Source organism: Eubacterium album (assembly GCF_025336545.1).
GTDB classification, from domain to species: Bacteria; Bacillota; Clostridia; order Lachnospirales; family Lachnospiraceae; genus Eubacterium_U; species Eubacterium_U album.
Window position 1 is genome coordinate 56,808 of the sequence record NZ_JAODBU010000008.1, and the last position, 21,688, is coordinate 78,495.

At 30.4% G+C, this 21,688-nt stretch carries 26 protein-coding genes; 24 read left to right on the top strand and 2 right to left on the bottom strand.

The genetic code is table 11. The annotated features are described in order from the left end of the window. Window positions 1-101 precede the first annotated feature (101 nt). The gene (locus tag N5B56_RS09045; protein ID WP_022089007.1) at window positions 102-848 is read left to right on the top strand and encodes an amino acid ABC transporter permease; all 747 of its coding nucleotides are present in this window, start codon (window positions 102-104) and stop codon (window positions 846-848) included. Beyond that, complete coding sequence (locus N5B56_RS09050) at window positions 835-1,587, top strand: amino acid ABC transporter ATP-binding protein (protein WP_336306365.1); 753 nt, start codon at window positions 835-837, stop codon at window positions 1,585-1,587. Before N5B56_RS09045 ends, N5B56_RS09050 begins: the two co-directional genes overlap by 14 nt. Window positions 1,588-1,776: 189 nt before the next feature. Here N5B56_RS09050 and rlmH read toward each other — a convergent pair whose 3' ends face one another. After that, on the bottom strand, window positions 1,777-2,256 hold the full coding sequence (gene rlmH, locus N5B56_RS09055) for a 23S rRNA (pseudouridine(1915)-N(3))-methyltransferase RlmH (RefSeq protein WP_022089009.1): 480 nt from the start codon (window positions 2,254-2,256) through the stop codon (window positions 1,777-1,779). A 295-nt stretch (window positions 2,257-2,551) separates the two neighbouring features. Between rlmH and N5B56_RS09060 the strand changes: the two genes are divergently transcribed. Both N5B56_RS09060 and N5B56_RS09065 read left to right on the top strand, forming a co-directional pair. Further along, entirely contained in the window at window positions 2,552-3,265 is a 714-nt protein-coding gene (locus N5B56_RS09060) for a hypothetical protein (protein WP_022089010.1), read from the top strand. Window positions 3,266-3,408: 143 nt separating this feature from the next. Beyond that, entirely contained in the window at window positions 3,409-4,383 is a 975-nt protein-coding gene (locus N5B56_RS09065) for an ATP-dependent 6-phosphofructokinase (RefSeq protein WP_117910183.1), read from the top strand. Window positions 4,384-4,605: 222 nt separating this feature from the next. Here the strand turns inward: N5B56_RS09065 and N5B56_RS09070 are convergent, their stop codons facing one another. Then, window positions 4,606-5,655 carry a polysaccharide deacetylase family protein gene (locus N5B56_RS09070; protein ID WP_260978779.1) on the bottom strand — a complete coding sequence of 350 codons (1,050 nt, stop codon included), beginning with the start codon at window positions 5,653-5,655 and terminating at the stop codon, window positions 4,606-4,608. Between the two features lie 163 nt (window positions 5,656-5,818). On the opposite strand from N5B56_RS09070, the gene N5B56_RS09075 reads away from it, so the two are divergent. From N5B56_RS09075 to N5B56_RS09170, 20 genes are all read left to right on the top strand, one after another. Beyond that, window positions 5,819-6,664, top strand: a complete 846-nt coding sequence (locus tag N5B56_RS09075; RefSeq protein WP_260978780.1) for an ATPase, T2SS/T4P/T4SS family — start codon at window positions 5,819-5,821, stop codon at window positions 6,662-6,664. Next, window positions 6,655-7,179 carry a stage III sporulation protein AB gene (locus tag N5B56_RS09080; RefSeq protein ID WP_260978781.1) on the top strand — a complete coding sequence of 175 codons (525 nt, stop codon included), beginning with the start codon at window positions 6,655-6,657 and terminating at the stop codon, window positions 7,177-7,179. The genes N5B56_RS09075 and N5B56_RS09080 overlap by 10 nt, the downstream gene beginning before the upstream one ends. 10 nt (window positions 7,180-7,189) lie before the next feature. Continuing rightward, window positions 7,190-7,384: a stage III sporulation protein AC gene (spoIIIAC, locus tag N5B56_RS09085; protein ID WP_117910187.1), complete on the top strand. Its 195-nt coding sequence runs from the start codon at window positions 7,190-7,192 to the stop codon at window positions 7,382-7,384. Further along, entirely contained in the window at window positions 7,385-7,765 is a 381-nt protein-coding gene (locus tag N5B56_RS09090; protein ID WP_117910188.1) for a SpoIIIAC/SpoIIIAD family protein, read from the top strand. Continuing rightward, window positions 7,762-8,886 carry a stage III sporulation protein AE gene (locus N5B56_RS09095; protein WP_117910189.1) on the top strand — a complete coding sequence of 375 codons (1,125 nt, stop codon included), beginning with the start codon at window positions 7,762-7,764 and terminating at the stop codon, window positions 8,884-8,886. The genes N5B56_RS09090 and N5B56_RS09095 overlap by 4 nt, the downstream gene beginning before the upstream one ends. A gap of 2 nt (window positions 8,887-8,888) precedes the next feature. Further along, window positions 8,889-9,194, top strand: coding sequence for a stage III sporulation protein AF (locus N5B56_RS09100; protein ID WP_022089018.1), 306 nt, complete (start codon window positions 8,889-8,891; stop codon window positions 9,192-9,194). Further along, on the top strand, window positions 9,184-9,747 hold the full coding sequence (locus tag N5B56_RS09105; RefSeq protein ID WP_022089019.1) for a stage III sporulation protein AG: 564 nt from the start codon (window positions 9,184-9,186) through the stop codon (window positions 9,745-9,747). The genes N5B56_RS09100 and N5B56_RS09105 overlap by 11 nt, the downstream gene beginning before the upstream one ends. An 11-nt stretch (window positions 9,748-9,758) precedes the next feature. Beyond that, the gene (locus tag N5B56_RS09110) at window positions 9,759-10,373 is read left to right on the top strand and encodes a SpoIIIAH-like family protein (RefSeq protein ID WP_260978782.1); all 615 of its coding nucleotides are present in this window, start codon (window positions 9,759-9,761) and stop codon (window positions 10,371-10,373) included. A gap of 82 nt (window positions 10,374-10,455) precedes the next feature. Then, window positions 10,456-10,827: an Asp23/Gls24 family envelope stress response protein gene (locus N5B56_RS09115; RefSeq protein WP_022089021.1), complete on the top strand. Its 372-nt coding sequence runs from the start codon at window positions 10,456-10,458 to the stop codon at window positions 10,825-10,827. A 162-nt stretch (window positions 10,828-10,989) separates the two neighbouring features. After that, entirely contained in the window at window positions 10,990-11,445 is a 456-nt protein-coding gene (nusB, locus tag N5B56_RS09120; RefSeq protein WP_260978783.1) for a transcription antitermination factor NusB, read from the top strand. A 3-nt stretch (window positions 11,446-11,448) separates the two neighbouring features. Further along, window positions 11,449-12,654, top strand: coding sequence for an exodeoxyribonuclease VII large subunit (xseA, locus tag N5B56_RS09125; protein WP_260978784.1), 1,206 nt, complete (start codon window positions 11,449-11,451; stop codon window positions 12,652-12,654). Beyond that, window positions 12,655-12,855, top strand: coding sequence for an exodeoxyribonuclease VII small subunit (gene xseB / locus N5B56_RS09130; protein WP_022089024.1), 201 nt, complete (start codon window positions 12,655-12,657; stop codon window positions 12,853-12,855). Next, a complete protein-coding gene (locus N5B56_RS09135; RefSeq protein WP_118565136.1) occupies window positions 12,848-13,738 on the top strand; it encodes a polyprenyl synthetase family protein in 891 nt (296 codons plus the stop codon). The genes xseB and N5B56_RS09135 overlap by 8 nt, the downstream gene beginning before the upstream one ends. 2 nt (window positions 13,739-13,740) lie before the next feature. Then, window positions 13,741-15,612 carry a 1-deoxy-D-xylulose-5-phosphate synthase gene (gene dxs / locus N5B56_RS09140; protein ID WP_260978785.1) on the top strand — a complete coding sequence of 624 codons (1,872 nt, stop codon included), beginning with the start codon at window positions 13,741-13,743 and terminating at the stop codon, window positions 15,610-15,612. After that, window positions 15,609-16,415 carry a TlyA family RNA methyltransferase gene (locus N5B56_RS09145; RefSeq protein ID WP_022089027.1) on the top strand — a complete coding sequence of 269 codons (807 nt, stop codon included), beginning with the start codon at window positions 15,609-15,611 and terminating at the stop codon, window positions 16,413-16,415. The genes dxs and N5B56_RS09145 overlap by 4 nt, the downstream gene beginning before the upstream one ends. Window positions 16,416-16,430: 15 nt before the next feature. Continuing rightward, window positions 16,431-17,291 (top strand): NAD(+)/NADH kinase, encoded by an 861-nt coding sequence (locus N5B56_RS09150; protein WP_022089028.1) that lies wholly within the window; start codon window positions 16,431-16,433, stop codon window positions 17,289-17,291. After that, window positions 17,291-17,740: an arginine repressor gene (gene argR / locus N5B56_RS09155; protein WP_117910192.1), complete on the top strand. Its 450-nt coding sequence runs from the start codon at window positions 17,291-17,293 to the stop codon at window positions 17,738-17,740. Before N5B56_RS09150 ends, argR begins: the two co-directional genes overlap by 1 nt. Window positions 17,741-17,789: 49 nt before the next feature. Further along, window positions 17,790-19,478: a DNA repair protein RecN gene (recN, locus tag N5B56_RS09160; protein ID WP_260978786.1), complete on the top strand. Its 1,689-nt coding sequence runs from the start codon at window positions 17,790-17,792 to the stop codon at window positions 19,476-19,478. Between the two features lie 174 nt (window positions 19,479-19,652). Then, the gene (spoIVB, locus tag N5B56_RS09165) at window positions 19,653-20,804 is read left to right on the top strand and encodes a SpoIVB peptidase (protein WP_260978787.1); all 1,152 of its coding nucleotides are present in this window, start codon (window positions 19,653-19,655) and stop codon (window positions 20,802-20,804) included. A gap of 88 nt (window positions 20,805-20,892) precedes the next feature. Next, entirely contained in the window at window positions 20,893-21,648 is a 756-nt protein-coding gene (locus tag N5B56_RS09170; RefSeq protein WP_022089032.1) for an FHA domain-containing protein, read from the top strand. The last annotated feature ends 40 nt before the right edge of the window (window positions 21,649-21,688 follow it).

Genomic DNA, 21,688 nt, shown 5'->3' on the forward strand with positions numbered 1-21,688 from the left:
AACGGGGAAACAAAATGAACGTAGTTCATTTTATGTAAATGTTTCCGATGAATAGCCGCTGACCGAAGGGCGGGGGCATTACATATTTTATAGGAGAAACAATGGAGAATTTTATTATTAAAGCTTTTTCTATGGCTGACATAAAAGATGATTTTGTACTTAATTTTATAAAGGATAACCGTTGGAAATATTTGACTGACGGTTTGAAAATAACTCTCGAAGTTACATTCTTTGCAGTTATTTTAGGTATTGTTTTAGGTTCGGTAATAGCTATTATCCGTTCTACTTATGATACAAATTATGAAAGTATGAAATCTAAAGTCGGTAAGGCAGTATTAAAGATTTTAAACTTAGTAGCAAAAATTTATTTAACAGTAATCAGAGGAACACCGGTAGTTGTTCAGTTAATGATTATGTATTATGTAATTTTTTCAACATCAAATAATAAAGTACCTATTGCTATTTTGTCATTTGGAATTAATTCTGGTGCATATGTTGCTGAGATAATTAGAAGTGGTATTATGGCAATTGACAGAGGTCAGTTTGAGGCAGGAAGAAGTTTAGGATTTAATTACATTCAGACAATGATTTATATTATTCTTCCACAGGCATTTAAGAATATTTTACCTGCCCTTGCAAATGAATTTATTGTTTTATTAAAGGAAACATCAGTTGCAGGTTATGTTGCTCTCCAGGATTTAACAAAGGGTGGAGATATTATTCGTAGTAGAACATATAGTGCGTTTATGCCACTTATAACAGTTGCTGTTATTTATTTGGTAATGGTAATGTTCTTTACTTATTTAGTTGGAAGATTAGAAAGGAGACTAAGAAATGATGAAAGATAATAGTCAGCCTTTAATTGTTGTGAAAGATGTAAAGAAATACTACAAAGGTGAAGTTATCAAAGCTTTAGATGGTATTAATCTTACAATTAACGAAGGAGAAGTTGTAGTTATTATTGGACCGTCAGGTAGTGGTAAAAGTACAATGCTCCGTTGTTTAAACCTTTTAGAGATACCTACAGATGGAGAAATTATATTTGAAGGTGAAAATCTTTTAGGGAAGAAAACTAATATAGATAAACACAGACAGAAAATGGGAATGGTATTCCAGCATTTTAATCTTTTCCCTCATATGACTGTAATGAAGAATATGACTATAGCACCAACAAAACTCAAAATTAAAAACAAAGAAGAAGCCGAGGCTAAGGCAAAGGAACTTCTTGAAGTTGTTAATTTAGCTGATCGTGCTGAGGCGTATCCAAAACAGTTATCAGGTGGACAGAAACAAAGAATTGCAATTGCAAGAGCTTTGTGTATGGATCCTGAAGTAATGCTTTTTGATGAACCTACATCAGCACTTGATCCTGAAATGGTAGGTGAAGTTTTAAGTGTTATGAAGGATTTAGCACGCAGAGGAATGACAATGGCTGTTGTTACACATGAAATGGCATTTGCTAGAGAAGTTGCAACAAGAGTTATATTTATGGATGCGGGAAGAATAATTGAAGAAGGTACTCCGGAAGAAATATTTGAACATCCAAAGAACCAGAGATTAAAAGACTTTTTATCAAAAGTGTTATAAAGACTAATGGAATTATAAAAGTGTTTTATATAAATCATTTTAAGATTAATTTTTGATATATATATACTAAAAAGCAGTGAGTTAAGGCTCGCTGCTTTTTATATTTTTGTGTAGAATAATTTACTTTTATAAAATTTAGTTTTCAAATGTCAAATTTAAGAATGAAGTGTCGCAAACTTTGTTTATGATTTATTTGTGATAAGGTTCATTATTTATGATTCTGTAACTTCTATATATTTGTTCTAATAAAATTACACGCATTAGTTGGTGTGGAAAAGTCATTTTTGAAAAGCTTAATTTAAAATCAGAACGTTTAGAAACACTTTCATGTAAGCCTAAAGAACCACCAATAATAAAAATAATATGACTTTCACCGGTTATTCCCAGTGAATTAATCTTTTTAGATAATTCAACGGAATCCAATTGCTTTCCTAAAATTTCTAAAGTAATAACATATGCGTTGTCTGGAACGTGCTTTAAAATTCGTTCAGCTTCTTTTTCCTTAATTAAATTAATTTCTGTATCGGAACTGTTTTCGATTGTCTTTTCATCGGCAACTTCAACAATATTTAATTTGCAATATCTTGAAAGACGTTTAGAATATTCAGCAATTGCATCTCTATAAAAATTTTCTTTAATTTTACCAACAGTAATGAGTGTAATTTTCATATTTAAAATCCTTTCACCTTGTTCAAAAACAAATAATAGAGTATAATGATATAAGGATACCGAAGCGGGAGTTTTTTGTGCTTGCACAAAAAAACTCACATTTATGGTATCCGTAAAACATGAGGAAGTAGCCCGATAGGGCGAAATCCGAATGTTTTTAGGATTGAGAAAGCACGAAGTGCGAAACAATCCGTAAATATCATTATACAATAAAAGTAAATGTTTTAGGATTGAGAAAGCACGAAGTGCGAAACAATCCGTAAATATCATTATACGGTATACGGAGGAAATGTAAATGCCATTTTGCCCAAAATGTAAATACGAATTTGTAGATGGAATAAAAAAATGCAACGAATGTGGTTGCGATTTAGTAGACAACTTAGATGATATAACTAATGAGTCTGATGAAGAAATTATGGATAATGAGAATATAATTAATGCTGAATTAGAGAATGCTAATTTAGGCGAAACATATGAATCTTTAGAGGATGGAAATGTATCAGTTGACAAAGAAGATGAAGAAAGCAGATTTATGAGTTCTGCAAAGACATATCAGAAATTATCAGATAAATATGAAGATGTAAAGTCATCAGCATATACATTGATTTTAGTTGGTGGAGTTGGACTTTTTGTTATGATTCTTCAATGGATTAATGTTATTAAATTTCCAATATCAAGTCAGACTAAATGGTTGTTTAATTCTGTTTTAGGAGGAATGTTTATAATATTCCTTGCTGCCGGAATTGTATCATTTATGCATGCTAAAAAAGTTAAAATTGAGGCTGACATTGAGGATAAACTTATAAATAAAATTAATCAATTTGCAAAAGAAAACATAACAAAAGAAATAATTGATAAAGAAGTACCACAGGATGATCATGTAGAAATATTATTTTTCAACCGTGCTGAGGTAATAAAAAACATATTGATGCATGAATTTGAGGATGCTGATGAGGCATTGATAGATGAACTTATTGAGAATATATATCAGAGTATATATGAAGAATAAATATAAAATAAAAGCTCTTGCATTAATAGATATAAAATGCAAGAGCTTTTTTATGCTTAGTACTAATAATAGATAGTGAAAAATAGGATAATATATGAAGAGAATGTATACGTAATATAGTTAATTTAGAGGAGAAAAATAAAATGAGTGAAATTAAAAAAATTGCAGTTTTAACAAGTGGAGGAGATGCACCGGGAATGAATTCAGCTATAAGAGCAGTTGTATTTAGTGCGGCGCGTTTTGGAATAGAAGTAGTTGGAATTTTTAGAGGATACGAAGGACTTATAGATTGGGAAACTATAAAATTAGAGCCTGATGATGTTAGAAATATAAACAATCGGGGAGGCACAATTTTATACACAAGCAGAAGCGAAAGATTTTTAGATGAAAAATTTAGAAAACAGGCCGCAGATAATTTGAGAAAAAATAATGTTGATGCTGTTGTGGCAATCGGCGGAGATGGAACTTTAAGGGGTGCAATTGATTTTGAAAAAGAAGGAATAAACATTGCTTGTATTCCAGGAACAATTGATAGAGATGTTTCATGTAGTGAATATACGTTAGGATTTGATACTGCTGCAAATACTGCGACAGAAGCAATTGATAAAATCCGCGATTCATCTATTTCGCATGGTAGATGTAGCGTTGTAGAAGTAATGGGAAGAAAACGCGGATATATCGCTTTGTGGGCAGGAATGGCAACATCAGCCGATGCTATTATTTTACCTGAAAAATGGGATGGCAATTATAATAATGTAACAGATGCGATAAAGAGACGACATGAAGATGGAAGAAACAGTTATTTAGTTGTGGTTGCTGAAGGAGTAACAGATGCCAATGAACTTGCTGATTTAATAAAGAAAAAAACGGGTATTGAATCAAGAGTCTCAGTATTAGGATATATCCAGCGTGGTGGACAACCATCAGCTAAGGATAGAATGTATGGTTCATTAATGGGGGCTTATGCCGTGGAAATATTGGTGAATGGCAATAAGAACAGAATTGTTGCTATAAAAGATGATAAGCTTATAGACTATTCAATAAATGAAGCTTTAAATATTCAGAATAGTCAGATTGATTCATTTCAGTACAAATTAAGTTTATTGTTATCAGATTGATTCATTTCAGTACAAATTAAGTTTATTGTTATCAGATTAGACTCTCAGATTAGACAAATTAATTTATAGATTATAAAAATGCGTAGTGTAAATTAAGCACTACGCATTTTGTTAATTGTACGCCCTGCGACGCACGTTTCAAATCGTATAATATGAAACAATCTCTAGAGGGTACTTGTTTAGTTTAGAAAATATAACAAGATAAATGATGCAATATTTAATTTAATAGCAATTATAATACATTGTTCCGGGTTTTAAGTTCTTTTTATTTAATTTGAATAATTCACTGACAGTTACAAGTTCATAGCCTTTTTTGTTTAATTCAGGCAAAGCTTTAATGAATCCGTCTACAGATGTAGGATGTGAGTCGTGAAGAAGAATTATTTCTCCTTTGTCAGCGCTTTTAATAATTTCTTTATATACATAGTTAACATTTCTATTTTTCCAGTCCAGAGTATCTACAGACCAGTAAATCATAGGAACATCTGCAAGTTTTGATACAGTGTCATTAAAACTTCCATATGGAGGTCTTATAAGTGTAGGATAGATTCCGATTGCAGATTTAACCACAGATTTAGTTTTGTTAAATTCAGATTTAATATCTGATTCTGATAAACTGGTTAATTTAGCATGGTCATATGAATGACTTCCGATTTCATTTCCGTTGTTAAAAGATTCTTTTAAAACAGATTTTTTAGCAGTTACATACTGACCAACAACAAAAAATGTTGAATTATAATTATATTTTTTTAGCGAATCAACTAATTTTTTTGTGTATGGACTTGGACCGTCATCAAATGTTACAGCCATATATTTAAAATTTCCGACAACAACCTTGCATTTGGCTTTAACTTTTTTGGACTTAGACATACAGTAAACATATGTAGTGCCCTTTTTCTTTCCTGTAACAATGCCTTTTTTGTTGACTTTAGCAATAGATGGATTTTTGCTAACCCAGATTATGCCTTCTTTTTTCTTGTCAGTATAAAGTGCTTTAAGACTACGGGAATCCTTTTTGTTTAATCTTAAAACAGTTTTGTTAAGTGAAATTTTTTTTATCGTAGATTTAATTTTAGGCTTTTTCTTAACTATAGTAGTGTCTGTAGGTGTATTTGTAGTAGATGCTACAGTAGTGTCTGTAGTTGAAATAACCGTTGTTGATGTTTCAGGTATAACTGCAGAAGTAGTAATTTCCTCAGCCATTGTTATAGTGGAACATATAAAAATTCCAAGTGCTGTTAAACATAATGTTTTTAAAAACTTTTTTTTCATAAAAATCTCCATTCCATTGCAAGTAATAAATGTAATCCTAATAAAGGATTATACTAATCAGATGCAAAAAATAAATTTATATATATATAACATAAATCCATTTTAAAGTCCAAATTAAAAAAAGTAAATAGCATAATTGTGGCATGTCCTCATATAATTCAATATGGGAAATGAAAGAAAGAATGTATTAGAGTATTTGCCACAAAAAATAGCCTTAGAAATAAAAAATAAAGTGCCTGATATAGAGCAAATATTGGAAATTAGAATAAGGGTAAATAAACCGATTTGCGTTAGGACAATAAAAAAAGAATATGTAATCGATGAAATTAAAATTGAAAATACAGATATGAATCGGATATTTAACATAATTACGGAATTCTCTACATACGCATATGAAAATTCAATAAAAAAAGGATTTATTACCGTAAAAGGTGGGCATCGAATTGGAATTTGTGGTGAAGCAGTTTATGAAAATAATGAAATTAAATATATAAATAATGTATCGTATTTAAATTTCAGGTCTGCAAAAGAAATTATTGGATGTGCAAACGATTTATATGAAAAATTATATAAAAATAACATATTTAAAAATACTTTAATTATATCAGAGCCCGGAAAAGGAAAAACAACATTACTTAGGGACATTATAAGGCTTTTAAGTGATAAAGGTAAGTTCAATATATCTGTAATTGATGAGCGAAGCGAAATTGCGGCAAGTTATAAAGGAATGACTACAAATGATTTGGGAATAAGAACAGATGTTATGACTGCATTTGAGAAAAAAGATGGAATAGTCATGGCAATACGTGCAATGGCTCCCGACATAATTGCTGTTGATGAGATTGGAAATAAAGAAGATATAGAAGGTTTATATTTTGCTAAGCAAAGTGGGGTTGGTGTTATTGCTACAGCACATGGTAGCAATGTAAATGAAAAAGTGACAAAATATAAGGATTTGTTTAAAAAATATATTTATATAGAAGAGATTGGAGAATATGAATGTATATAAAGTTTATTGGAGCAGCATTTTTAATTGTAGCGGGTTGCATGTCGGGCAAAGAGATTAGTTCGAATTATTTAAATCGACTAAGGCAGCTTGAGGAAATAAAGAAAACAATTATTTTTATTTGTGGAGAAATTAAATATAACAATTCGAATCTGGATTATGTTTTTACAAAAATATCCAAAAATTCCAAAGAATTTATAAAGGAGTTTTTGGAAAGTGTAGTTAAGGATTTGAATGGAAATACTGAAAGAGAAATAACAGATGTATGGTGCGAAAATGTAGAAAAAGAAATTAAGACGAAAACCAGTCTTGAAGCATCTGATTTAAATGATTTAAAGGATATGGGAAATTTGCTTGGAATAACGGACAAGGATACTCAGATAAATAATATGAATCTATATTTAGAAAAAATCCAATTGCAAATAGACAAGCTTGAAAAAGAAAAGGATGAGAAATGTAGACTTTATAAAACAGTAGCCACGATGTTTGGTTTACTTATTGTTATAACGATAATTTAATGGTGATGCTATGGATATAAGTATAATTTTTAAAATTGCTGCAGTTGGAATAATTGTTTCAGTAATAGGACAAATATTAAAACACAGCGGAAGGGAGGAACAGGCTTTTTTAACAAGTCTTGCAGGATTAATACTGGTTCTTATGTGGATAATTCCTTATATATATGAGCTTTTTAATACTATAAAAAACCTGTTCGAATTATAAATGTTTACCGTTGGAGTTTTAGGAATAATAATAGTTATTCTGACCCTGCAGTTAAAAAATATTAAAAGTGAATATAGTGTTGTAATTATGATTGTCGGCTGTGTAATTATATTTTTTTATTCTATTTCAGGAATAATTAAAGTTGTTGAAATATTGAAAAAAATAATTAATGATACCGGTATAAATGACGAGCGAATTATAATTCTTCTCAAAATAATGGGAATATCTTACATTGCCGAGTTTGTATCAGATATTGCTAAAGATAGCGGATATAGCGCATTGTCAAATCAAATCCAAATTTATGGGAAAATTACAATTCTTGTAGTAAGTGTTCCAATATTAGAATCGTTAATTAATTGTATAAATGGGTTGCTGTTATGAAAAGAATAATATTAGTTTCAATAATTGTAGGAATAATTTGCTGTAAAAGCGTTTATGCAAATGAATTTGAATCAAATACATATATTACACTTGATGATTTCGATTTAAAAGAAACACAAAATGTTATGCAGAGTGAAAAGTATTCCATTGATATAGATGAACTGTTACAGGAAATTTCTAAGGGAAATGTAATGGCTGCGGTAAATATAATTATCGATAATGTAAGAGATAAATTGGAAAATCAGTTTAATGATATAAAACAGGTAATAATTACTATCATATTTACAACAGTATTTGCGGCATTGATTGTTAATTTCTCGTATTCATCATCTAAAAATGGCGTTAATGAAATGGCATTTTATGCTTGCTATGTTTTGCAGATTTCTACACTAATGTATATTTTTCAAATTGCAATGGAAATTGGAGAAAAACTTGTTTTGTTTATATTACAGCTTATGGGTGCAATAATTCCTACATATTTGCTGGCGGTGGGAATTACAAGTCAGGCAACAGCACTTGGTTTCAATAGTCTTATTATGACACTTATAGCAGTAATAGAGGATGTCATATTGAATATTGTATTTCCTATGCTTAAAGTATATATGGCAATATCCATGGTTAATTCAATTTCAAAAGAAGATCTTTTGTCAGGTATGGCAGATTTGATAAAAAAAGCAATTAATTTTATTTATAAGTTTATATTAGGGACAGTTACCGGACTTAATTTAATTCAAAGTCTGATTCTGCCGACAACAGATTTAGCAAAAAATAATATAGCAAAGAAAATTATTTCAAATGTACCGATAGTTGGAAATGGGACTGACGCAGTAGCACAGATAATATTGAGTTCAGTAGGAATAATAAAAAACAGTATCGGGGTTCTTGCAATAATATTGATTGTATTTGTGTGCATTGTTCCAATGGTGAAAATGACTGCATATTCAGCTGTAGTTCAGATAAGTGGTGCAGTATTACAACCAATTGCAGATAAAAGAATATTGAATTGTATTAAGCAGACAAGTGAAGGAATAAAACTATTAAACAGAGGGATAAGTGTTGTTGGTTTTTTATTTATTATTACAATTGCAATAATTTGTATTTCTACCGGCAATGGAGGATAAGGATGTTTGAAGAATTAGCAGGATATATAAAAGGGATAGTTTTTTTTAGTCTTTTTGCAAATCTGATTTTAGATTTTATGCCAAACATAAACTATAAAAAATACATAAAAGTTTTAATTGGAATATTACTTATAATAGTTATTCTAAAACCTATTTTAAATTTTGATTTTTTGTTAAATGAAATTAATGACAAAGTGGATGATGTTTCATTTGAATTAAATAATGATTTACAGGTTGATGAAAAAATAAATGAAATGGAAACAAAAATTTATGAAAGAATTCTAGAAGGAGAGAACTTTGAAAGATGATTTATTTTCGCAGTTGTATGAAAATATAAAAAAAATAGGACTTACAAAATGGATAATGCTTGGAATAGCAGGAGTATTATTGATTGCAAGTTCTTATTTAAAAAAAGATGAAGTAAATGAAAATAAAGCAAGGTATAGTCAGTATGAAGAAAAAAATACATTTAATCAGAAATACGAATATAAAGATGAGATTGAAAAAGAAGTTGAAGAACTTGTTAAAAACATAAAGGGGGTGAATAAGGCAAAAGTGATGATTACTTTAAAATCATCAGAAGAAAGAATCGTTAAAGAAGACAATGAAGTTGTTGTTGAAAATGATGAAAGGGAAACAAACAAAACGGGCAAAGAAAGTAAAAAAAACAACACAGTAATAGTAGATGGAGAGAATGGAGAACAGCCATATGTAGTCAAAGAATTATATCCGCAGGTTGAAGGTGTGGCAGTGTGTATCAAAGGAAATTTTGATAGTGAAATAAAAAATAATATTATTAGTATAATTCAGGCATTATTTGATATTGAATCACATAAAATATCGGTAACAGAAATGAAATGATAGGAGGAATCATGAAAAAAATATTTAAAAAGAATCAGATAATAGTAACAGTTTTGGCAATACTAATTGTAATTGCAGGATACCTTAAGTATACGGATGCAAATTTTAATAACAAAAACAAAGAAGTTACAAATGAAATATATGAGTCTACATATGGAACTGATGACATATTAAGTAATGGAGAAATTGCAAGCCTCGATGAAAATGAAACAGGTGAAGCAGTGGAAGAAACAACACTTCAGCCGGGAGAAGCTGTAATGACCAGTTCGAAGCTTACGGATTTTATCATTCAGGCACGTATAGACAGAGAACAAATCCGCTCAAAAAACAAAGAAACATTATTAAAAGTTATAAATGACGAAACAGTAAGTGAAAAAGAAAAAACAAGTGCAGTAGAAGCAATGGTTGAGATTACCAAAAGTAGTGAGTTGGAAAATACAATAGAAACATTGCTTGAGGCAAAAGGCTTTTCAAATGTAATTGTAACGCTTTCGGATAACCAGGTAGATGTAATTATAGATGAACAGGAAATAACAGACCAGAAGAGGGCACAAATAGAGGAAACGATTAAAAGAAAAACAGATATTAGCGCAGATAAAATTGTAATAACCCCTGCGCATAAGTAAGTAAATTAAGTTGTAAAAATACTGCCGCAATGATATACTTATACGTGACAAGCACAAAGATGAAATAATTAGGAGGCTTTAAATGGAAGAAAAGAGAACTACTTATACTATATATGAAGGTGGAGAAGTTGGAGAAGTTGAAATCAATGATGATGTAATCGCAGTGATTGCAGCTGTTGCAGCAATGGAAGTTGAAGGAGTAGCTTCAATGGCAGGCAATATAACAGCTGATATAGTTGCTAAACTCGGAATGAAAAAACTTTCAAAGGGAGTAAAGGTTACAGTATCAGAAAACAGCATGGTTATCGACTTATCATTAAACCTGGAATATGGAACAAATATTTTAGAAGCTTCTAAAGCAGTTCAGAGTAAGGTTAAAAGCTCTGTAGAGAATATGACAGGATTGAATGTCGATGTAGTCAATGTCAACATCGCAAGTGTAGAAGTAAAATAATAATACCTTAAAAGCGGGTGTCATTTATGACACCCTTTTTTGGGATATAGATTGATGATTGTATGACATGATATGATTTATATAGATATACTTTGATTTATATAGATATACTAGTTGGGTTATGAAAATATTCGCTTAGTAATTAAAACTTAGGAGGCAGATATGAATAGAACGGAAATAAGAGAAAACACATTTAAATTACTTTTTTGTAAAGAATTTCATAGTAAAGAAGATATGGGAGAACAATATAAACTTTACATGGAATCCTTAGAAGATGAAGAAAGAGAAAAGACTAATAAGATTATTAGTGAAGATAGTGTAGAAGAATTAATTCCATTTGAAGATAAAGAATATATAGTAGAGAGAGTTAACAAAATAATTGATGCAATTCCTGAAATTGATAAAGCAATTGATGAAGTCGCAGTAGGTTGGAAGACTGACAGAATGGGAAAAGTTGAATTGTCTATATTAAGACTTGCATATTATGAAATGGCTATGGATGATGAAGTTCCGGGAAAAGTTGCAGTTGATCAGGCTGTTATATTAGCAAAGAAATATGGAAGTGATAATGCACCTGCATTTATTAATGGAATTTTAGCTAAGTTATTTCAGGAGTAAATAATGAAATCAGTATATTCAGTATCTCAGGTAAACTCTTACATTAAAAATATGTTTACTCAGGATTTTGTTTTGAACAGTATATATATAAAAGGTGAAGTAAGTAATTGTAAATATCATATGTCAGGTCATATTTATTTTTCGCTAAAAGATAAAGGTGGTGTTATTTCCGGTGTAATGTTTGCAGGTAACAGAGGCGGACTTAATTTTACATTAAAAGAAGGACAAGATGTTATTGTTCTTGGAAGTGTTTCAGTATATGAAAAAAGTGGATCATATCAGGTATATGCAAAACAGATAATGCTAGATGGAGCAGGACAACTTTATCAGAAATACGAAGAATTAAAGAAAGAGTTAGAAGAAATGGGCATGTTTGACATTATGTACAAACAGCCTATTCCTAAATATGCCACAAAAATCGGAATATGCACAGCAAGTACAGGAGCAGCTATTCAGGATATAAGAAATATATCTTCAAGACGTAATCCATATGTTCAATTATATTTATATCCGGCAATCGTACAAGGCGAGAATGCAGTTGCAAGCATTGTACAAGGACTTAGGTATTTAGATGAAATGGACATGGATGTTATAATTGTAGGACGTGGTGGTGGTTCTATAGAAGATTTATGGGCGTTTAATGAAGAAGCAGTTGCAAGAACAATTTTTAATATGAAAACGCCGGTAATATCAGCTGTTGGGCATGAAACAGATACTACAATAGCTGATTATGTAGCTGATTTGCGAGCACCAACACCATCAGCAGCTGCAGAATTAGCTGTTTTTGATTACAATGAATTTAAAAATAAGTTATTCCAATATAAAAGAACTCTTGAAAATAAACTTGAAAGAGAAATTCAAAAGAATAGAATTTTAGTTAAAAATTATGAGGCAAGAGTAAATTATGTAAGTCCTAAAAATCAACTGTTAACAAAGAAACAATACGTAGATGAACTTTTTACTAAAATGGAGAATTTATTTAAAAATAAATTAACAAATGATAAACATACTTTGGGAATTTTAGCAGAACGTTTAAATGGTTTATCACCATTAAATAAATTATCTAATGGATATGCGTATATAACTGATGATAATTTGCATACTATTACTTCTGTCGGACAGATTGATGTAGGAGAAAAGGTATTGTTAAATCTTAAAGATGGAAAAGTAACAAGTGTCGTAGAAAAAATTGAAAAAGGGAGTTTATAAATGAGTAAGGCAAGTACAATCGAAGAAAATTTTACTAAACTCGAAGAAATAATTGAAAAAATGGAGTCAGAAGATGTTACATTAGAAACATCTTTTGATTTATATTCAAAAGGATTAAAATTAATAAAAGACTGTAATGATAAGATAGATAAAGTTGAAAAGGAAATGAAAGTGATTGAAGGTGGTAGTGAAGATGAATAATTATGCTGAACAGAAAAAAACTGAAATTTCCAAAATTGAAGATATTATTAAACAGTATTGCCCTAAAGAAGAAGGACTTCAGAAAATAATTTTTGAAGCAATGAATTATAGTGTTGAAGCTGGAGGAAAGCGCCTTCGTCCAATGCTTATTTTAGAATCATGCAGACTATTTGGTGGAAATGATGAAGAAGCGTATCCGTTTATGGCTGCAATGGAAATGATTCATACATATTCATTGGTGCATGATGATCTTCCGGCAATGGATAATGACGAATACAGACGTGGAAAAAAGACAACACATATAGCGTTTGGTGAGGATATGGCTATTTTAGCAGGAGATGCCTTGTTAAATTATGCTTTTGAAATTATGTCTGAAGCTGTTGTTAACAGCAAGCAGCCTGAAAAAATGGCAAAAGCCATGAGCACAATCGCTAAAAAAGCAGGTGTTTATGGGATGATTGGCGGACAGACAGTAGATGTTTTAAATGAAGACAGACCAATGAATATATATACTATTAATTTTATATATAAGTTGAAAACTTCAGCTTTAATAGAGGCGTCTATGATGACAGGTGCAATACTCGGAAATGCAACCGATGATGATATCAAAAAAATGGAACAGATTGCAAGAAATGTGGGACTTGCATTTCAGATTCAGGATGATATTTTAGACGTTACAAGTACAACTGAAGAATTAGGAAAACCGGTTCTTAGCGATGAGAAGAATCACAAAACAACTTATGTGACTTTAATGGGAATTGATGACGCAAAGAAAAAAGTTGAAGATTATTCTAATGATGCATTAAATTTATTAGATGAATTAAATTATAAAAACGAGTTCTTGAATAATCTTATTAATGAATTGATAAACAGAAAGAAATAGATATGAGCAAATATGTATACTTAGATGAAATAAACAATATAAATGATATAAAAAAGATACCACACGATAAGTATCCGGTTTTGGCTCAGGAGATAAGAAATTTTCTTGTAGAAAATGTAAGTAAGACAGGTGGACATTTAGCTTCTAATTTAGGAGTAGTAGAGTTGACGATGGCATTGCATCTTGTTTTAAATCTTCCTAAGGATAAGATAGTGTGGGATGTAGGACATCAGGCATATACACATAAAATTCTTACGGGCAGAAAAGATGATTTTACTACATTAAGATGCTTTGAAGGATTAAGTGGATTTCCAAAGAGAAATGAAAGTGAAGCGGATTCATTTGATACAGGACATAGTTCAACATCAATTTCAGCTGCATTAGGAATTGCAACAGCAAATAAATTAAATGGTAATGATGACAAGGTAGTAGCTGTAATCGGAGACGGTGCACTTACAGGTGGACTTGCTTTTGAGGCTTTAAATAATGTTGCTGCATTAAAAAGAAATTTTGTTATTATTTTAAATGACAATAATATGTCTATAGCTGAAAATGTAGGTGGAATGTCAAAATACTTAAATAAAATACGAGTTGGCGAACATTATAATGAATTTAAAGTTGACGTTGAACATTTACTTAAAGGTATTCCAAAAATTGGTGATAATTTAAGTGCCGGAGTAAAAAGGGTTAAGGATAACTTTAAACAGTTCTTTGTACATGCCAAATTTTTTGACGATATGGGTGTAACTTATATAGGACCTGTAGATGGACATAATATAGATGAACTAATTAGAATTACAGAGGATGCATTAAAAATTGAACATCCTGTATTAATTCATGTACTTACCAAAAAAGGAAAAGGCTATTTGCCGGCAGAAAATAATCCTACTAAATTTCATGGAATTGATTCATTTGATGTTAAAACAGGTGAAAAAATTAATGAGAGCAATGTAAAAACATATACAGATATATTTTCAGATAAGATATTAGAATTAGGCAATGAAAATAAAAATATAGTTGCAATAACTGCTGCAATGCCGGATGGAACAGGCTTGAAAAAATTTGGTGATAAATATCCGGATAAATTTTTTGATGTAGGAATAGCAGAAGAACATGCTGTTACTTTTGCAGCCGGTTTAGCAGCAAATGGCAAGAAACCGTTTATATCAATTTATTCATCGTTTTATCAAAGGGCATATGATCAGATAATACATGATGTATGTTTGCAAAACTTACCGGTTACATTCATTGTCGACAGAGCAGGGTTGGTTGGAAAAGACGGTGAAACTCATCAGGGAATATTTGATATATCATTTTTCTCAAATATTCCTAACATGACCATAATTGCTCCTAAAAATGGAAGAGAATTAGAAAAAGCATTGGAATTTGCTCAAAAATATAATGGACCGATAGCAATTAGATTTTCGAGAGGTAAAGCAAGTAATGTATTTGAAAATTTGAATAATGAACTTGTTATGGGCAAAAGCGAAACGTTAATAGAAGGAAAACACGTTGCAATAATTGCGGTTGGAAATATTATTGAAGAAACGTATAATGCAGTGAAAAGTCTTAATGCTAAAGGGTATAAACCAACTCTTATTAATGCACTATTTTTAAAACCGTTTGATAAAGAAATGATAGATTCTATAGCTAAAAAATATAAATATATAGTTACTATAGAAGAAGGAATAAGACATGGTGGTTATGGCGAAGCAGTTATATCTTATATGGCTGACAAAAACTATAAAAATGATGTTATGAATTTAGCTATAGAGGATGAATTTGTAGAGCAGGGAACTGTAGAAGAATTGAGAAAAAAATTGCAGTTAGATGCAGACAGTATATGTGAAAGGATTTTAAATTTCATAAAATGAAAGAAAGATTAGATGTTTTATTAGTTAAAAGAGGTTTAGCAGAATCAAGAGAAAAGGCAAAGGCAATTATAATGAGTGGAATTGTTTTTGTCGATAATGAAAGAGAAGATAAAGCCGGTACATTTTTTAAAGATACAGTTAATATTGAAGTTCGTGGTAAAACCTTGAAATATGTTAGCCGTGGAGGACTTAAACTTGAAAAAGCAATGGACAAGTTTGGAGTTACTTTAGATAAAAAAATATGTATGGATGTAGGGGCTTCTACAGGTGGCTTTACAGACTGCATGCTTCAAAATGGGGCTGTAAAAGTTTATTCTGTTGATGTTGGACATGGTCAGCTTGCATGGAAACTTGTTCAGGATGAAAGAGTTGTATGCATGGATAAAACAAATATAAGATATGTTACAAGAGATGATATAGATGATGTTATAGAATTTGCATCGATAGATGTATCATTTATATCTTTGACAAAAGTTTTACTGCCTGTAAGAGAACTTTTAACTGATGATGGTGAAATAGTATGTTTAATAAAGCCTCAGTTTGAAGCAGGAAGAGAAAAAGTAGGGAAAAAAGGTGTTGTTCGAGATAAAAATGTACATATCGAAGTAATAAATAATGTAATAGAGTATGCAAAAAGTATTAATTTTAAAATTTTAAATTTAGATTTTTCCCCTGTAAAAGGACCGGAAGGTAATATTGAATATTTATTGTATTTAAAGAAAAAATTAAATGAAAATGAAGAAGATGTCGAAATTACCGTTAAAGATGTAGTTGAAAATTCCCATAAGGAATTGGACAAATAAATTTGGAGTAAATAAATGAAAAATTTTTGCATAATTACAAATAATAATAAAGATAAAGATTATGTTTTATCAAAAAAAATCGAAGGCTTTATTACTGAAAAAGGCGGAACGTGCTTTATTTCTGAAAATTCAGATTTAACAGATGAAAAATACAATTACACAAATCCGGATAAGATGCCTGAAAATCTTGAGTGTGTCATTACAATTGGTGGTGATGGAACGCTTTTACAGGCAGCACAGGATTTGATGTCAAAAGATATTGTGTTTTTGGGGATTAATAAAGGAACTTTAGGTTTTTTAGCAGAAGTCAGTGTTGAAGATATAGAAGATGCATTATATAGATTGCTTATGGATGATTTTAAAATTGAATCACGAATGATGTTGAAGGGAACAATAATAAGAAATGATAAAGAAATATATTCAGCATCTGTATTAAATGATATTGTAATTCATAGAGGTGCAGACATTAGAATTTCTGATTTTTATGTTCATGTAAATAATCAGTTACTTGGTAAATTTCAGGCTGATGGCATAATTTTATCAACACCTACAGGGTCTACGGCTTATAATTTATCGGCAGGAGGACCTATTGCAAGACCTAATTCAAATTTAATTATTCTTACACCAATTTGTGCTCACTCAATAGGACAGAGAAGTATAGTGTTATCAGATGAAGATAAGATAGAAGTTACAATAGGTACATGTAAGAACCCAAAAGGAGAATTTAGAAGAATTTCTTTTGACGGTGATAATATAGTTGAGGTTGAATCAGGAGATGTTATAGCAATTGAAAAGTCTCAGGTTTCAACAAAATTAGTGAAGCTTGATGATAGCAGTTTTTTACAGACAGTAAAGAAAAAAATGGGAGATAAATAGTGAAAGTTCAAAGACAGCGAAAAATTGTAGAGTTAATAACTGAAAAAGACATTGAAACACAGGAAGAATTGGCAAAATGTCTTGTTGATGAGGGTTATGCCGTAACGCAGGCAACTGTTTCAAGAGATATAAGAGAACTTAACCTTACTAAGGTATCTATTAATGGTGGAAAACAAAAATATGTATTACCTCACAGTAAAAACATGACTATTAACAGCAAATATATAAGGGTTTTAAAAGATGGAATACTTTCCATGACATGTGCAGGAAATCTTTTGGTAGTACGAACTGTTGCAGGGATGGCAATGGCTGTAGCTGCTGCTATTGATGCAATTAATATGAAGGAAGTTGCAGGATGTATTGCTGGAGATGATACAATTATGTGTGCGATAAGAGATGCACACGATACTGAAAATGTAAAAAAACATTTAGAAAGTTTTATTATATAATGGCTAATTAACCTGTGAATTTGGAGAGATGTGCAGGCTAGGAGGAAATATGTTACTTAATTTACATGTAAAAAATTTAGCATTAATAAAAGAAGTTGATGTTGATTTTACAAATGGTCTTGTAGTTTTGACAGGGGAAACCGGAGCAGGAAAATCGTTAATTCTTGGTTCAGTGAATATTGCTTTAGGTAAAAAAGTTGAAAAAGACATTATTAGAAAAGGTGCAGAATATGCACTTGTTGAATTAACGTTTTGCATTGATTCAAGATTGAAAGAAAAGTTAGAACAATACGATGTTTATCCGGAAGATGAAAATATAATAGTGGTTTCTAGAAAAATAACCCATGGTAGAAGTGTGTCTAAAATAAATGGAGAAACTGTTAGCCTTACAACTTTAAAAAGTGTAATGGATTTACTAATAGATATACATGGTCAGCAGGATCATCAGTCTTTACTTTATAAAAACACTCATCTTCAGATTTTAGATAAATATGCAGGTGAAGAGGTAAAAGAACTAAAAAATACTATTTACGACAAATACAGTCAATATATTGAAATTAAAAAAGAATTAGACAAATTTGATATGGACGAAACAAAAAGGCTTAGAGAATGTGAATTTGCCGAATTTGAAATTAATGAAATTGAAGCAGCCAATTTAAGTTTAGGTGAAGATGATGAAGTAGAGAATGAGTTTAAAAAATTATCAGGTTCTGAAAAGATTATGTCTTCGCTTTCGGATGCATATCAGATTATGGGATATGAAGGTAATCAGGGTGTGTGTGAGTGTATAAGTCGTGTTGGATATGATTTATCGGAAATATCAGATATAGATTCTAAATTATCGGATTTACAAAAACAGATATATGATATAGATGATATGTGCAAAGGACTTGCCAGAGAAATATCAGATTATATAGATGAAGTAAATTATGAGCCTCAAAGAGTTGCTGAAGTTGAAGAAAGATTGAATCTTATTAATCATTTAAAATTAAAATATGGACAGTCAATTGAAAAAATATTAGCTTATAAAGGTGAAAAGCAGGCATATTTGGATAGTTTAAATAATTATAATTTGATGAGAGAAGAGACAAAAACAAAATTAGATAAAGAGATGAGCGAGTTAGTTGTATTATGTGATAAACTTTCGTCTCTTCGTAAAAAATATGCTATAAAACTTGAAGAAACGGTTGTTAAGGCTCTTGAAGATTTGAATTTTTTATCTGTTAAATTTAAAATTAATGTATCGAAAAAAGAAAATGTATCAGCTAATGGACAGGACGAAGTTGAATTTTTAATTTCTACAAATCCGGGAGAAGAAGTAAAATCTTTAGCAAAGGTCGCTTCCGGAGGTGAGTTGTCAAGAATAATGCTTGCTATTAAATCAATACTTGCCGGTGAAGATGAAATTGATACAATGATTTTTGACGAAATTGATACAGGAATTAGTGGAAAAACTGCACAGATGGTAGCGGATAAATTGATGTGCATAAGTAAGGAACATCAGGTTATTTGTATTTCGCATTTAGCTCAGATTGCGGCTATGGCAGATTCACATTATCTAATTGAAAAAAATACTGATGATGAGTCAACTGAAACGAATATATATAGATTATCAAGAGAAGATTCGATAAAAGAGCTGGTAAGAATTAGCAGTGGAGGAGAAATTACCGAGACAGCTATAAAACATGCTACAGAAATGAAAGAAATGGCAGAACGTGCAAAATTAGGTCAGTTTTAAAGTTATATTACTACATAAACTAAGAAGGAATAAAATATTCCTTCTTTTTTTATTTGCGTAAATAATAATAAAGTATATTTTATGCTGAATTGGTGTATATCACAAAAAATAATCAGAAAGTAACAAATAAATGCTTTCTTATATTTGTTAAAAAGAAGGAGAATAGGAGGATAAATGAGTATGAAACAAATAAATAAAAATACACGTAGAGCTAAAATTTATAAAAGATATCTGATAGTTTCCATAATTATAGGGTCGATTATGGTGTTTGTAACAGGTAAAGAATATATAGAAAAAAATATTCCTAAGGAACTTACGGCAGCTTACAATTCTTCAAAAGATTACGATAGTGGAATTAATTATGAGTATGATGTAAAAAGTGCCAGCGCTCAGATAAATGGAAGTGATACTAAAATATATGCATGTGGAATGCCTGTAGGTTTATATCTTCACACAGATGGAATAATGATTATAGATTATGCAGGTTTTGAAAGCATAGATGGCAACAAGGTTACACCATTGAAAAATAAAGTAAAAAAAGGCGATTATATTGTAAAAGTAAATGGAAAAAAAGTAGATTCAAAACAGGAAGTAATTGATTTAGTCGAAAAAAGCAATGGGGAAACAATAGAACTTACTATAAAAAGAAATGATGAAGAAATAACAGAAAAAGTAAAACCTGTGAAGAACAAAAATGGAATATACAAAATTGGACTTTGGGTTAGAGACGATACACAGGGATTAGGAACTATTACTTTTGTTACTTCAAATGGAATTTTTGGGGCATTAGGACACGGCATAAGTGATTTAGATACAGGAGATATGGTTACTTCATTTTCAGGAAATCTTTATTATGCAAATATATGGGGGATTAAAAAAGGAAAAATAGGAGAACCGGGAGGATTTTGTGGAAGCATAGATTATAACGAAGAAAATAAGGTTGGTACAATTACAAAAAATTGTGAAACAGGATTGTTTGGCAATGTTGATTTAAATAAAATTGAAGTAGAAAAATTTAAAGAGGTTTCAGTTGCTAAAACAGATGAAGTAAAATGTGGAAAAGCAAAAATTATAATTTATAAGGATGGTAGATATAACGAGTATGATATTAATATTAATAGAGTTAGAAGGAGGGCAAATCAGAACAAAAATCTCGTGATTGAGGTTGTAGACAAGAAACTTTTAAGTAAAACAAATGGCATAATTCAGGGGATGAGTGGAGCACCAATTATTCAGAACGATAAACTAATAGGTGCGGTTACTCATGTGCTTATAAATGACCCACATCAAGGGTATGGAAGCCTTATAAGTAACATGATTCAATAATTTCATTGAATAAAAAACATTTTTTTAATATAAATTGTCATAAATATGGTATAATTATTCATAAGTATAAATTACAAAGGAGAGACAAATGGCTTCAAGACGATCAGAAAATATTAGTGAAATGAGTAATTTTGAAATAATTAAGGAAATGGAGGACTTGTTAAAGAAGTATAACAGAAAAACTGATAAGGCAATTTACAAAAAAAGCATTGTTAAGTTATTACAGAGTGCAGAAGTAATTTTAGCTGCAGATGTTGATTTTAAGAAAGCTCAAACAGATGGGGAATTTTTAGAAAAAGTAATTCTGAAAACAGATGTAGTTAAAGATTCTGAAAGAAAAAGAATGTTACCTATATTTACTTCTTTTGATCAGATACCGGATGATTATGCAGAACACTTTTCATTGATAAGAGTTCAGTCAAGAGTATGTTATAATCTTATGAATGAAAGAGATGACATCGATGGATTGGTTATAAATCCGTTTACAAAATCAATGCCATTAATAAAGAAAGTTGATGATAATCCGATAAGAAAAACAGAAGTTAAGGCTGAAATTGATGACTTTGTTTTAGTACACAATGGCGAAAGATATGTAGTTAATAAATGGCCGTTTACTATTGGTAGAGTGGGAACGGATATTGAAATTAACGAATCATATATTTCCAAAATTCACACTATTTTAGTATATAAGGATGGAAAATATATTATTGCTGACAACGATTCAACTAATGGAACTAAGGTAAATGGAATCTTACTTAAACCAAAGGTACCTGTTGTATTACACAGCGGATATAAAATACTTATTGCTGATGAAGAGGAATTTGAAGTCTATATAAACGAATAAAGTTTTTGACTTTTGTAAACCTGTTTCGACATTTTGTTTA

What these genes read in the sequence shown, in the direction of transcription:
- rlmH (WP_022089009.1), bottom strand. Translation starts at nt 2,256, where the DNA reads ATGAAAATTACACTCATTACTGTTGGTAAAATTAAAGAAAATTTTTAT.
- N5B56_RS09170 (WP_022089032.1), top strand. Translation starts at nt 20,893, where the DNA reads ATGGCTTCAAGACGATCAGAAAATATTAGTGAAATGAGTAATTTTGAA.
- recN (WP_260978786.1), top strand. Translation starts at nt 17,790, where the DNA reads ATGTTACTTAATTTACATGTAAAAAATTTAGCATTAATAAAAGAAGTT.
- N5B56_RS09070 (WP_260978779.1), bottom strand. Translation starts at nt 5,655, where the DNA reads ATGAAAAAAAAGTTTTTAAAAACATTATGTTTAACAGCACTTGGAATT.
- N5B56_RS09100 (WP_022089018.1), top strand. Translation starts at nt 8,889, where the DNA reads ATGTTTGAAGAATTAGCAGGATATATAAAAGGGATAGTTTTTTTTAGT.
- N5B56_RS09090 (WP_117910188.1), top strand. Translation starts at nt 7,385, where the DNA reads ATGTTTACCGTTGGAGTTTTAGGAATAATAATAGTTATTCTGACCCTG.
- N5B56_RS09045 (WP_022089007.1), top strand. Translation starts at nt 102, where the DNA reads ATGGAGAATTTTATTATTAAAGCTTTTTCTATGGCTGACATAAAAGAT.
- dxs (WP_260978785.1), top strand. Translation starts at nt 13,741, where the DNA reads ATGAGCAAATATGTATACTTAGATGAAATAAACAATATAAATGATATA.
- N5B56_RS09145 (WP_022089027.1), top strand. Translation starts at nt 15,609, where the DNA reads ATGAAAGAAAGATTAGATGTTTTATTAGTTAAAAGAGGTTTAGCAGAA.
- N5B56_RS09115 (WP_022089021.1), top strand. Translation starts at nt 10,456, where the DNA reads ATGGAAGAAAAGAGAACTACTTATACTATATATGAAGGTGGAGAAGTT.
- spoIIIAC (WP_117910187.1), top strand. Translation starts at nt 7,190, where the DNA reads ATGGATATAAGTATAATTTTTAAAATTGCTGCAGTTGGAATAATTGTT.
- xseA (WP_260978784.1), top strand. Translation starts at nt 11,449, where the DNA reads ATGAAATCAGTATATTCAGTATCTCAGGTAAACTCTTACATTAAAAAT.
- N5B56_RS09065 (WP_117910183.1), top strand. Translation starts at nt 3,409, where the DNA reads ATGAGTGAAATTAAAAAAATTGCAGTTTTAACAAGTGGAGGAGATGCA.
- N5B56_RS09135 (WP_118565136.1), top strand. Translation starts at nt 12,848, where the DNA reads ATGAATAATTATGCTGAACAGAAAAAAACTGAAATTTCCAAAATTGAA.
- N5B56_RS09050 (WP_336306365.1), top strand. Translation starts at nt 835, where the DNA reads ATGATGAAAGATAATAGTCAGCCTTTAATTGTTGTGAAAGATGTAAAG.
- N5B56_RS09080 (WP_260978781.1), top strand. Translation starts at nt 6,655, where the DNA reads ATGTATATAAAGTTTATTGGAGCAGCATTTTTAATTGTAGCGGGTTGC.
- spoIVB (WP_260978787.1), top strand. Translation starts at nt 19,653, where the DNA reads ATGAGTATGAAACAAATAAATAAAAATACACGTAGAGCTAAAATTTAT.
- N5B56_RS09075 (WP_260978780.1), top strand. Translation starts at nt 5,819, where the DNA reads ATGGGAAATGAAAGAAAGAATGTATTAGAGTATTTGCCACAAAAAATA.
- N5B56_RS09095 (WP_117910189.1), top strand. Translation starts at nt 7,762, where the DNA reads ATGAAAAGAATAATATTAGTTTCAATAATTGTAGGAATAATTTGCTGT.
- xseB (WP_022089024.1), top strand. Translation starts at nt 12,655, where the DNA reads ATGAGTAAGGCAAGTACAATCGAAGAAAATTTTACTAAACTCGAAGAA.
- nusB (WP_260978783.1), top strand. Translation starts at nt 10,990, where the DNA reads ATGAATAGAACGGAAATAAGAGAAAACACATTTAAATTACTTTTTTGT.
- N5B56_RS09060 (WP_022089010.1), top strand. Translation starts at nt 2,552, where the DNA reads ATGCCATTTTGCCCAAAATGTAAATACGAATTTGTAGATGGAATAAAA.
- N5B56_RS09150 (WP_022089028.1), top strand. Translation starts at nt 16,431, where the DNA reads ATGAAAAATTTTTGCATAATTACAAATAATAATAAAGATAAAGATTAT.
- N5B56_RS09110 (WP_260978782.1), top strand. Translation starts at nt 9,759, where the DNA reads ATGAAAAAAATATTTAAAAAGAATCAGATAATAGTAACAGTTTTGGCA.